The sequence below is a fragment of the Micromonospora sp. URMC 106 genome, from assembly GCF_051386395.1.
GTDB lineage: Bacteria > Actinomycetota > Actinomycetes > Mycobacteriales > Micromonosporaceae > Micromonospora.
Genome location: NZ_JBPQTP010000161.1, coordinates 1 through 11,068, shown reverse-complemented (window position 1 = coordinate 11,068; position 11,068 = coordinate 1). Strand labels below are relative to the sequence as shown.

General features: G+C 74.4%; 11 protein-coding genes. 4 read left to right on the top strand and 7 right to left on the bottom strand.

Going from position 1 to position 11,068, the window contains the following annotated elements; translation table 11 throughout:
* Both ACSNOB_RS30100 and ACSNOB_RS30095 read left to right on the top strand, forming a co-directional pair.
* Nucleotides 1-2,274 (top strand): LppU/SCO3897 family protein (locus ACSNOB_RS30100; protein WP_436690609.1); only part of this gene is annotated, 2,274 nt, incomplete at its 5' end.
* Nucleotides 2,275-2,396: 122 nt separating this feature from the next.
* On the top strand, nt 2,397-4,229 hold the full coding sequence (locus ACSNOB_RS30095) for an NHL domain-containing thioredoxin family protein (protein ID WP_436690607.1): 1,833 nt from the start codon (nt 2,397-2,399) through the stop codon (nt 4,227-4,229).
* An 82-nt stretch (nt 4,230-4,311) separates the two neighbouring features.
* On the opposite strand, the gene ACSNOB_RS30090 is transcribed toward ACSNOB_RS30095, so the two are convergent.
* The 3 genes from ACSNOB_RS30090 to ACSNOB_RS30080 are packed head-to-tail and all read right to left on the bottom strand — an operon-like array spanning nt 4,312 to nt 6,582.
* Nucleotides 4,312-5,061, bottom strand: a complete 750-nt coding sequence (locus tag ACSNOB_RS30090; RefSeq protein WP_436690605.1) for a LamB/YcsF family protein — start codon at nt 5,059-5,061, stop codon at nt 4,312-4,314.
* Nucleotides 5,045-5,908, bottom strand: coding sequence for a biotin-dependent carboxyltransferase family protein (locus tag ACSNOB_RS30085; RefSeq protein ID WP_436690603.1), 864 nt, complete (start codon nt 5,906-5,908; stop codon nt 5,045-5,047). The genes ACSNOB_RS30090 and ACSNOB_RS30085 overlap by 17 nt, the downstream gene beginning before the upstream one ends.
* Nucleotides 5,905-6,582, bottom strand: a complete 678-nt coding sequence (locus tag ACSNOB_RS30080) for a 5-oxoprolinase subunit B family protein (RefSeq protein WP_436690601.1) — start codon at nt 6,580-6,582, stop codon at nt 5,905-5,907. The genes ACSNOB_RS30085 and ACSNOB_RS30080 overlap by 4 nt, the downstream gene beginning before the upstream one ends.
* A gap of 108 nt (nt 6,583-6,690) precedes the next feature.
* Here ACSNOB_RS30080 and trhA point away from each other — a divergent pair, with 108 nt between their 5' ends.
* The gene (gene trhA / locus ACSNOB_RS30075; RefSeq protein WP_393108094.1) at nt 6,691-7,368 is read left to right on the top strand and encodes a PAQR family membrane homeostasis protein TrhA; all 678 of its coding nucleotides are present in this window, start codon (nt 6,691-6,693) and stop codon (nt 7,366-7,368) included.
* A gap of 128 nt (nt 7,369-7,496) precedes the next feature.
* On the opposite strand, the gene ACSNOB_RS30070 is transcribed toward trhA, so the two are convergent.
* Nucleotides 7,497-7,784, bottom strand: coding sequence for a DUF6458 family protein (locus tag ACSNOB_RS30070; RefSeq protein WP_393108096.1), 288 nt, complete (start codon nt 7,782-7,784; stop codon nt 7,497-7,499).
* A gap of 114 nt (nt 7,785-7,898) precedes the next feature.
* Between ACSNOB_RS30070 and ACSNOB_RS30065 the strand changes: the two genes are divergently transcribed.
* Nucleotides 7,899-8,435, top strand: a complete 537-nt coding sequence (locus ACSNOB_RS30065; protein WP_436690598.1) for a SixA phosphatase family protein — start codon at nt 7,899-7,901, stop codon at nt 8,433-8,435.
* Nucleotides 8,436-8,496: 61 nt separating this feature from the next.
* On the opposite strand, the gene ACSNOB_RS30060 is transcribed toward ACSNOB_RS30065, so the two are convergent.
* The 3 genes from ACSNOB_RS30060 to ACSNOB_RS30050 form a co-directional block, all read right to left on the bottom strand.
* Nucleotides 8,497-8,766 carry a DUF6458 family protein gene (locus ACSNOB_RS30060; RefSeq protein ID WP_043961115.1) on the bottom strand — a complete coding sequence of 90 codons (270 nt, stop codon included), beginning with the start codon at nt 8,764-8,766 and terminating at the stop codon, nt 8,497-8,499.
* A 716-nt stretch (nt 8,767-9,482) separates the two neighbouring features.
* Nucleotides 9,483-9,824 carry a hypothetical protein gene (locus ACSNOB_RS30055; protein WP_436690596.1) on the bottom strand — a complete coding sequence of 114 codons (342 nt, stop codon included), beginning with the start codon at nt 9,822-9,824 and terminating at the stop codon, nt 9,483-9,485.
* Between the two features lie 230 nt (nt 9,825-10,054).
* Entirely contained in the window at nt 10,055-10,918 is an 864-nt protein-coding gene (locus tag ACSNOB_RS30050) for an NAD(P)-dependent oxidoreductase (protein ID WP_436690594.1), read from the bottom strand.
* Nucleotides 10,919-11,068 lie beyond the last annotated feature (150 nt).

Below are 11,068 nucleotides of genomic sequence, written 5' to 3'. Positions count from 1 at the left end.
GCCCAGGACGACCCCGCCCGCTCCGGCGGCTGGAACACCGAGCCCCCGCAGGACCCCGCCCGCTCCGGTGGCTGGCCGGCCGGGCAACAGCAGGACAACCCCAACCGCTCCGGCGGCTGGACGGCCGGACAGCAGCAGGACGACCCCAACCGCTCCGGCGGTTGGGCCGGCACCGGGCAGCGGGACGAGCAGCCCGAGTGGGCACCGGCCGATCAGGCGGCCCCCGCCTGGTCGGCGCCCGAGCCCGCCGCGCGCGGCGCCGCCCGGGTCCCGCAGGCCGCCCCGGCGCCGCAGCCCTGGCCCGCCCAGGACGACCCCGCCCGCTCCGGTGGCTGGAACACCGAGCCCCCGCAGGACCCCGCCCGCTCCGGCGGCTGGCCAGCCGGGCAACAGCAGGACGACCAGGCCCGCGCCGGTGGCTGGGCCGAGGACGCCGCCCCGGCCGACCGGCCGCAGCACGACGACCCGAACCGCTCGGGTGGCTGGGCCGGCACCGGCCAGCAGGACGACCAGTCACCGGCCGGCTGGAACGCCGGCGCCGAGCAGCGGCCGGGCGGATCGTGGGGCGCCCCCCAGGACGACCAGCCGCAGGGCGACGAGTGGCCGGGCCGGGACGAGTCGGCCCGGGTCCGGGGCGCGGCGTCGGTGCCGCAGCAGCCCGAGGAGCGGGACGCCAACGGTTGGGGCTCGGCCGAGCCCGCCCCCACCCCGCCCGGGCGGGCGGCCGTTCCCGTCCCCGGCGACGGCGGGCCGCCCGCGTGGGGCAACGCGGCGGAGAGCCTGCCGCAGCGGACCGCCAACCCGGTCGCTCCGGACGTCGAGCCCTGGTCGGCGGACGAGGCGTGGGGCCGCGCCGAGGCGGGCGAGCCCGCCGCGAGCCGCGCCGGCACCGGCTGGGAGGCCGACCGCGCCGAGGAGCCGCCGATCTACCAGCCCGCCCCGGGCCCCGGCATCTCGCCGGCCAACGCGGTGCCGCTGCCCCCGCAGGAGCAGCGGGTGCCCGGCGCCAGCCTGGCCGCCGCCCCGCCGGCCGACTACGTCCCGCCGGCCCCGTTCGCGCCCGAGCAGTCGGCCCGCGAGGGTGGTCTGCCGGCGTACGAGCAGGAGCAGCCCAGCTGGGCGCAGGCCGGCTCCCGGCACGACGAGCCGCAGGCCACGGCCGGGCCGATGGTTCCCGCGCCGCGCACCTCGCCGGAGTCGGGTGGACGGGCGGCCGTGCCGGCGCCGGAGGGTGCCGAGGCGGCGGCCGGCAGCGTCTCGGCGAGCGCCGCGGTGCCGCTGGCCAGCCGGGTGATGCCGCCGACCGACCAGGCCCTGCGACCGGGTGGCACGCCCGCTCCCCAGCCCCGGGTGTACGGCCGGCCGGCCCGCCCGGAACCGGCGGACGAGCCCGAGCAGGACGAGCCGAACGGGCACCGGCTGGACCACGCACCGTCGCCCCGGTTCGACCAGGCACCCGAGACGCGGTTCGACCACGCACCCGACAACCGGTTCGACCAGGGACCCGACAACCGGTTCGACCAGGGACCGGAGCCCCGCTTCGACGACCGGGACCGGGGGCCGGCCGCCTTCGGCGGGGCCGCTCCGGTCGCGCCGGCGTCGCCGGCCGCGCCCCCGGCCTTCCCGCCGGGCGTGCCGTCCTTCGCCGACGCTCCGGCCAGCGACCGGCCCGTGAACGGGGTCCGGCCGCACGGCGGCGCGGATCGTCCCGCCGAACACTTCGGCGCGCCGTCCGCCGGCGGCGCCGTCGGCGCGGCAGCCGGCTACGGGCCCGCCCCGATGCCCGAGCCCGCGCCCGGTAACGCCTTCCCGCCGGCGTTCCCGCCGCCCGGGCAGCAGCCCGGGCAGCAGCCCGGCCCCTCGTGGGGCCAGGGCGGCCAGGGTGACCCGGGCGACCAGGGTCGGTTCGACTCGTTCAAGCCGATCGCGGAGCCGAAGACCGAGGCGCCCACGCCCAAGGTGCGCAACGGGCGCGTGCTGGCCGCGGTGCTCGTCGCCGCGGTGCTGATCCTGGCGGTGCCGCTGGGCCTGCTCATGCTGCTCGGCAAGGTCGGCGGCGCGGAGGAGACGCCGGCCTTCGATCCGGCAGTCGGCAGCTGCGTGAAGCAGTCCGGCGAGGGCGCGGCAGCGGCGAACTGCGGCGAGGCGGGCGCCTTCACCGTGGTCTCCAAGGTGGATGCCAAGGACAAGTGCGCCGATCCGGCCCAGCCGCACGTGGTGCTCCCGGGTGACGGGGCGAACCGGGTGCTCTGCCTGAAGCCGGCGGGCAAGTAGCCACACCGCGACGGCGGGGCCACGGGAGACCGTGGCCCCGCCGTCGTTTCGCCCGTGGGGTGTGACCGAGCCCGCTCGGGGTGCCGCCCGGCCCGGCCGGTCGCGTCCGGCAGACTGGGCTCATGAGCGCACGAGTACGGGCTCCGGAGCTGCGCGGTCGGGGCTGGCTGAACACCGGTGGGCGGGACCTGAAGCTGTCCGACCTGCGCGGCAAGATCGTCGTCGCGGACTTCTGGACGTTCTGCTGCATCAACTGCCTGCACGTGCTCGACGAGTTGCGCCCGCTCGAGGAGAAGTACGGCGACGTGCTGGTCGTCATCGGCGTGCACTCACCCAAGTTCGAGCACGAGAAGGACCCGGACGCGCTCGCCGCCGCCGTGGAGCGGTACGGCGTCCACCACCCGGTGCTCGACGACCCCGAGCTGGACATGTGGCAGCAGTACGCGGCCCGCGCCTGGCCCACCCTGTCCGTGATCGACCCCGAGGGCTACGTGGTGGCGACCATGGCCGGGGAGGGGCACGCCGAGGGGCTGGCCCGCCTCATCGACGACCTGATCGCCACCCACGAGGCGAAGGGCACCCTGCACCGGGGCGACGGCCCGTACGTCCCGCCGGCCGAGCCGGAGACCACCCTGCGCTTCCCGGGCAAGGCGGTGCTGCTGGAGAACGGCAACCTGCTGGTGTCGGACTCGGCCCGGCACTCGCTGGCCGAGCTGGCCCCGGACGGCGAGACGCTGGTCCGCCGGATCGGCGCCGGCACCCGGGGGCGGGCCGACGGTCCCGCCGAGGCGGCCACCTTCTCCGAGCCCCAGGGGCTCTGCCTGCTGCCCGCGCACGCCGCCGAGGTGGCGGGCTACGACCTGGTCGTCGCCGACACCGTCAACCACCTGCTGCGCGGCGTACGCCTCGCGGACGGCGAGGTGGTCACGGTCGCCGGCACCGGCCGACAGTGGCGCTCCACGGTCGACGACCACGCGCACGACGCGCTCGCCGTCGACCTCTCCTCCCCCTGGGACCTGGCCTGGTACGACGGCAAGGTCGTCATCGCGATGGCCGGCATCCACCAGCTCTGGTGGTTCGACCCGGTGAAGCGCACCGCCGGCATGTACGCGGGCACCACCGTCGAGGCGCTGCGCGACGGACCGCTGGCCGAGGCGTGGATGGCGCAGCCGTCCGGCCTCTCGGTCTCCGCGGACGGCGCCCGGCTCTGGATCGCCGACAGCGAGACCAGCGCGATCCGGTACGTCGAGAACGACGTCATGGGCACCGCCGTCGGGCAGGGGCTCTTCGACTTCGGCCACGTCGACGGGCCGGCGTCGGAGGCGCTGCTCCAGCACCCGCTGGGGGTGTGCGGGCTGCCGGACGGCTCGGTGTTGATCGCCGACACGTACAACGGCGCGGTCCGTCGCTACGACCCGGAGGGCGACCGGGTCTCGACGGTCGCCGACGGGCTCGCCGAGCCCAGCGACCTCGTGCTGACGCCGGCCGGCGAGGTGCTGGTGGTGGAGTCCGCCGCGCACCGGTTGACCCGGCTGGCGCCGGGCGCGCTCTCCGCGGCGGGAGCGAGCACGGTGGACGGGCCGCGGCACCGCACCGAGCGCAAGCCCACCGACGTGGGGGCCGGCGAGGTGACCCTGGACGTCGTCTTCACCCCGGCGCCGGGGCAGAAGCTGGACGAGACGTACGGCCCGTCGACGCGGCTGGTGGTCTCCGCGTCCCCGCCGGAGCTGCTGCTGGAGGGCGCGGGGACCGGTACCGAGCTGTCCCGCCGGCTGGTGGTGAACGGCGACGTGGCCGCCGGCGTGCTCCAGGTGACCGCCCAGGCGGCGACCTGCGACGCGGACGTCGAGCACGCGGCGTGCCACCTGACCCGCCAGGACTGGGGCGTCCCGGTCCGGGTGGTCGACGGCGCCGCCGCGCGCCTCCCGCTGATCCTGCGCGGCCTCGACGCCTGACGCCCCGGTGTCCCGGCGGGCGCCTGACTTCCTGGTGTGCGGAGGGGCCCTGGGCCACCCCGGGCGACGGATGCCCTCCCTCTCACGCGAACGGGGTGAGCGGCACGCCGGCGTCGATGAGGGCGGCGCGGACCAGCTCGGCGCAGCGGACCGCGCCGGGCGCGTCGCCGTGCAGGCAGATCGAGTCGACCGGGCACGGAACGACGCTCCCGTCGACGGCGACGACGGTCCGCTCGGTGGCCATCCGCACGGCCCGGGCGGCCACCTCCTCCGGGTCGGTGACCAGCGCGCCGGGGGCGGTGCGCGGCACCAGTGAGCCGTTGGGCAGGTACCCCCGGTCGGCGAAGCCCTCGGCGACCACCCGGAGACCCGCCCCCGCGGCGAGCTGGGCGAGGACCGAGCCGGGCGAGCAGAGCAGCGGCAGCTCGTGGTCGTAGTCGCCGACCGCGGCGACCAGCGCCGCCGCCTGGGCCTCGTCGCAGGCGGCGGCGTGGTAGAGCGCCCCGTGCGGCTTGAGGTAACGGACCCGGGTGCGGAACAGCCGGCAGAACGCGTCGAGCGCGCCGAGCTGGTAGGTGACCTCGTCGCGCAGCTCCGCGAAGGCGTACGCGATGTGCCGCCGGCCGAAGCCGGCGAGGTCGCGGTAGCCGACCTGCGCGCCGACGGCGACCCCGCGGGCGGCGGCGGCCTCGCAGACCCGGCGCATCGTGGACGCGTCGCCGGCGTGGAATCCGCAGGCGACGTTGGCGGAGGTGACCAGGTCCAGCAGCGCGGCGTCGTCGCCGAGTCGCCAGATGCCGAATCCCTCGCCGAGGTCAGCGTTGAGGTCCATGGAACCTGACCGTAGTCCCTGGGCGGGCCTGCGCGAGCGGGGTCACGTCGTCCACCACCCCGACGACGGGGTATCCGCCGGTGGTCGGATGGTCGGCGAGGAAGATCAGCGGCTGGCCGTCCGCCGGCACCTGTACCGCGCCGAGCACGATCCCCTCGCTGGGCAGTTCCCCGGCCACCGCGCGGGGCAGCGCCGCGCCGGTGAGTCGCGCGCCGACCCGGTTGCTCACCGGGCTCACCGCGTACGCGGTGCCGAACAGCCGGTCGAGCGCGGTCGCGGTGAACCAGTCGTCGCGGGGCCCGAGTCGCAGCGTCAGCCGCAGCTCGGCCGGGGCCGCCGCCGCGACGGTGACATCCACCGGGGCGGGGGGCCCGGTGGGTGCGCCCAGCGGCAGCAGGTCGCCGTCGCGCAGGGGCGGCGGGCCGAGCCCGGAGAGGGTGTCGGTGGCGCGGCTGCCGAGGATCGGCTCGACGGCGATCCCGCCGCCCACGGCGAGCCAGTTGCGCAGGCCGTCGTGGGGCGGAGCGATCCGCAGCACGGCGCCCGCCGGCACCGACAGTGGCCGCCCCACGTCCCCGGGGCGGCGGCCGACCCGGACGGCGGTGCCGGCCCCCGTCACCGCGACCGTCGCGGCGCGGGGAAACCGCAGCTCGCAGCCGGTCATCGTGATCTCCAGGCCGGCGGCGGACTCCGGGTTGCCGACGAGCCGGTTGGCCAGCCGCAGGGCCGCCGGGTCGAGCGCGCCCGACCGGGGTACGCCCAGGTGCGCCCACCCGGCCCGGCCGAGGTCCTGGACGGTGGTCAGCGCCCCGGCGCGGAGCACCTCGACCGTCCCGGCCCGGGTCACGCGGCCACCAGGCGCACCTCGGCGCCGGGGGTGAGCCGGGCCGGCGGGTCCGCGCGCACGTCGAAGAGGGCCATGGCGGTGCGCCCCACCAGCAGCCAGCCGCCGGGCGAGGCCGCCGGATAGATGCCGGCGTACGGGCCGGCCAGGGCGACCGAGCCGGCCGGCACCCGGGGGCGGGGGTTGGGCAGCCGGGGGACCGCCAGTTCGGCGGGGAGCCCCGTCAGGTAGGCGAACCCCGGGGCGAAGCCGCAGAAGGCCACCCGGAAGGCGGTACGTGCCAGCCGCTCGACCACCGTGGCCACGTCCACGCCCCAGTGACCGGCGACGACGGGCAGGTCCGCACCGTCGTACGTCACCGGGACCTCGATCCGGTCGGCGGTGGTCGGTCCGGCGGGGGCGGCCGGTCGGGGCGCCCAGCCGGCGATCCGCGCGGCCGTAGCCACCGGGTCGGGCACGCCGTCGAGCAGGACGGTGGTGGCCGCCGGCACGATCTCGACGGCGGTCAGCTCGCCCTGTTCCCGCCGCCGCCACAGCTCGGCCCGCCACGCCTCGACCAGGCCGGCGCCCGCCCCGGGATCGCCGGCCGCACGGGTGCCCCGGGTCTCCCCGGCGCCGGGGGCCGGCGCGGCGCAGTCGAGCAGCAGGGCGTGCGCCCCGACGGGTCGGATCCGCATGCCGCCATCCTCCCCGACCGGTCGCCGGGTACGGATTTCGACCGACCGCCATCCCACGTGACCGGACGCACTACTTGCAAGTAACCTACGGTGCCGTAACCTGATGTCGTGACGACCTCCGCACCGCTTCGACTCAAGCCGGTCGACATCGGCAAGCCCCGGATGCGCGGCTGGCTGCACACGTACGCCTTCTTCGTCGCCGCGGTCTGCGGGATCGTGCTCAGCGCGATCGCCGCCACCCGGCCCGGCTGGGCGCCCCTGGTGAGCTGCGTGATCTACAGCCTGACGGTGTGCGGGCTCTTCGGCACCAGCGCCCTCTACCACCGGCGGGTGTGGTCCGAGCGCGGCTACCAGATCATGCGCCGGATGGATCATTCGATGATCTTCGTGTTCATCGCCGGCACGTACACGCCGTTCTGCGTCCTGCTGCTGGAGCCCCGGCCGGCCACGATCATGCTGTCGCTGGTCTGGGGCGGCGCGATCGCCGGGGTGGCGCTCAAGCTGGTCTGGCCGCACGCCCCGCGCTGGGTCTCCGCGCCGCTCTACCTGGCGCTCGGCTGGGTCTCGGTCGCGATGCTGCCCGACATCCTGCACCAGGGCGGCGTGACCGCGCTGGTGCTGCTCATCGTCGGCGGCGCGATCTACAGCGTCGGCGCGGTCTTCTACGCGCTGCGCCGGCCCAACCCCTGGCCCACCGTCTTCGGCCACCACGAGTTCTTCCACGCCTGCACCCTGGTGGCCGCTCTCTGCCACCACATCGCGATCTATTTCGCCCTCTTCGCCTGACCGCCTGGCCGGACCGGCCGCTCAGCCCGACCGGCCGGTGGGCCGGCCGGTCCGACGCCGGAGCCGCCGGGGCAGACGACGGGGGCCCCGCCACGCTGCGGAGCCCCCGGCAAGACGGCGTCGGGACGTCAGACCGTGCGGCGCGGCCGGCGCACCTCGCGGTACTCCTCGACGACCCGGTCGTCCTGCACGGGCACGACCCGCTCGGCGACGACCCGGTCCTCGGTCACCGGCCGAGCGACGACGGTCCGACGGCGCGTGTTCCAGAAGTGGAGCGTGACCAGCAGGCCGGCCAGACCGGCGAGCATCAGCACCCAGCCGACGACGGCCAGGTTGAGCCAGCCCAGGTCCGCCTCCACGGCGAACGCGAAGATCGCACCCAGCGCGATCAGGAAGATACTGCCACCAAAACCCATGTCGTCGCCTCCTCGGCTGTCCCTGGCGTCTACCTCCGCCGCGGCCATCGGTGAGGGTGCGGCATCCATCGACTTACCCAGGCGCTCTGATCGTCAATCGGGCAAGCTGGGGACATGACGGACACTCACGCCGAGGGACGGACACTGGTGCTGCTCCGGCACGCCAAGGCCGAGCCGCCGGGGGAGGAGCCGGACGTCCGGCGCCCGCTGGCCACCCGCGGGCACGCCGACGCGGCGGCGGCCGGCGCCTGGCTGGCCAAGCACGAGCTGCTGCCCGACGTGGTGGTCTGCTCGGCCGCCCGCCGCACCCGGGAGACCTGGCACGGTGTGGCGATGGGCATGACCGGGTCGCCACCCGAGGGCGGTTCGGCCGGCCCCGCCCCCGTCGTACGCTACGAGGCGGACGCGTACGAGGCTCACCCGGAGGACCTGTTGGCCCTGGTCAGGCGCGTCGAGCCGAGCGCCCGGACAGTGCTGTTGATCGCCCACAACCCGGGCATCTCGCTGCTCTCCGCTCTGCTCGACCCGATCCGGGCGGACCAGGACGGCATGCGGACCAGCGACGTCGTCGTACACCGGCCGGAGGGCGACTGGGCCGACCTGGGCCGGGGACGGGCGCCGATCACCGCCCGGCACACCGCACGCGGCTGAGCCATCCGCCCGGTGCTCGGCGGATGGCTCAGCGGCCGCACCCTGTCAGCCGGCCACCGGCTCAGGACGGCGGCGCGGTCGGCGGCGGCGGGTCGGGCGGCGGCGGCATCATCGCGGTCGGATGCGAGAGCCGGTTCTCCTCCACGATGAGTGTCCGCGCCCGCTTGCGGCGGTCCTGCCAGAACCAGAGCGTGGTGAGCAGTACGGCGAGCCCGGCCAGGATGAACACCCAGCCGACCGCGCGCAGGTCGACCCACCAGACGTTGGCCCTGATGGCGAAGGTGAGGATCGCGCCGATCGCGATCAGGAAGATCCCACTACCAATGCCCATGTGCGCTGCACTCCCCCGTGCGGTGGCTCTGGGCGTTCTCTGACGTGGCCCTGCGACGGTTACCCGCCACGCCGCCCGGCTACCTGGATGAGACGGCCGAATAGCCGGCGCACCCGCTGCGGGATCGATGTGGCGCGGGGCTCTCCCGGCTCCACGGCACGACGAAACCGACCACGCGCCGACCGCGCAGGGTGCGACAACGGGACCTTCAGCGAAGGTCACACAGCGTCAACGTTCCGTCCGCACCGACGGCACCCAGAGCCGCCGCGGAGCGGCAAATCGGACGAAGTGGCGCATCTCTGCCGCACCGGCCACACACCTTCGCCGTCCTTTGCTCTGCACCAGCGGAGGCATCAACAACTCTCGGCGTCCGTCCTCGGTCTCGCTCAGCAGTAGCCCCACGCCCTTGTGTCAGTGGAGCAGAGCGGGCCGGAACCAGCTCAGCAGATCGAGTCGCTAACCCCGTCCGCATCGTTCGACGAGGGCGCGACATGATTTACCGCTGGTCGTCGGTGCCGTTCGGCATCCTCGGGCCGGGGGGCCGGTCTACGCCGGCCACCCAGCTGATCACGTCACCCGGTTTCCGCCCCGCTCGGGCGGACGCCGGCAGAACGCCCCTGACGGGGTGTCAGCTGACGCGGTCCGCAGGCGGCGCCCGCTCCTCGCGCGGCGGGGCGTCCGTGCGACGAAGTTGACGGGCGCCCGAAAGGCGCCGATCAGCGGTGACGGAAGAAGCCTGTTAGATGTGGGGTAACCACGAGCGAAGCCGTACCACCATTTTGCGTTAGACCGTCCATGACTTCCTTGCTGGGCTGCCCGTAAACGTCAAGTGCCTCCACGGAGCAGTGTTCCATGACCTCTTGGATGTAGGGATCGGCGAGCTGCCAATGCTTCAGCACCGCGGCGGAGTCATGGTACAGCTGGAAGCTGTAGGCGCGTAGGTTGGCTTCGTCAATGAACACTTCAACCATGAGTTGCGGGCCGTGCTCTCTTACGAAGTCGACAGCAGAACGAACTGCGTCTCGATATTCTTCGAGGTGACCCTCCTTGATGCGCATGGTGTTACGGAGAAGAATCGGGCCATCTGCCAACTGGGTAGATGACTGGGACATCGGTAGGCTATTCCTTTCGTGCTTGTCGAATCGCGCCCGGAGGGGCCGTAGGGATTGTGCGGTTGTCACCGCAACGATGCGGAGGAACTCGCTATCTGGTAGGTGACCTGGCCCCGAGGTCCGCAGGGGTGCTCGCCAGGACGCCGGAGCCGCATCGAGGCAGGTTGTCCGGCCTCCTATGGGACTTCTCGTCGATCGACGACGGCGGTGAGACCCTCGCCTGAGCGGTTGTCAGCGAGGAGCGCCTCGATCCGCGCTGCCACGATCGGAAGGCCGCCGTCGCCGAGCGGGCTGCCGGAACGTTGTTCGATGAGGTGACGGAGCACGGTGAGGTGCTCGCCGAGGTTGGCCGGGCCGGGCGGATAGTCAGCTTCGAGAAGCTCGATCGCGGTGGCCGTGGCCGAGTTGACCACGTGGCCGAGTTGTGTACCGGCAGTCCGGGCGAAGTCGGTGATGTCGATGCCGGCGGCGCGTACGGTGTCGAGAGCGCGGAGCAGGCCCAGTTGTGCGTCGTACCAGACGCCGAAGAGGGCCAGATCCCAGATCGCGGCGGCCGCTGGCGCGTCCCCGACGAAGCGGGGCGGACCGAGCAGGCGCAAGGTGTCAAGGTGAAGTTCGTACGCGGCACGGTCACCGCCGTACAGGATGGTGGCCCTGTCAGTGCCGATCGTCTCCGGTGAGGCCTGGACGCCCGCGTCAAGATACCGAGCGCCCATGCCGGCGACGAGCTCGGCCGTCTTCTGCGCCTCCGCCGGTGTGCCGGTGCACAACGCGACAATGGTCCGCCCGGCCTGGTCCGGGTGCATGGCGGCCAGGCAGTCGGCGACCGCGCGGTAGTCGGTGAGGGTGAGCAGGACGAGATCGCTCGACGACACGGCCGCAGCAACCGAGTCGACGGGCCGAGCACCCGCCTCCACCAGGCCGGTGAGCCGGTGCTGAGTGCGGTTCCACACCGCTACCTCGCGGCCCGCGTCGAGTAGGCGGTGTGCCACCGCTGTTCCGATGGCGCCGGTTCCGATAACTGTGATGGTCTCTGCCATGCCGCCATCCTCGAACCTCAACTCGACTTCATGTCAAGCCGTGACGTCGAGATGAAGGGCAAGGCGAACCCAGAGCGACGCGAACGCCAGGGCGAGGCGCGACGACAAGGCTGCGGAGACGCGGGGGGGGGGGGGGGGGGGGGGGGGGGG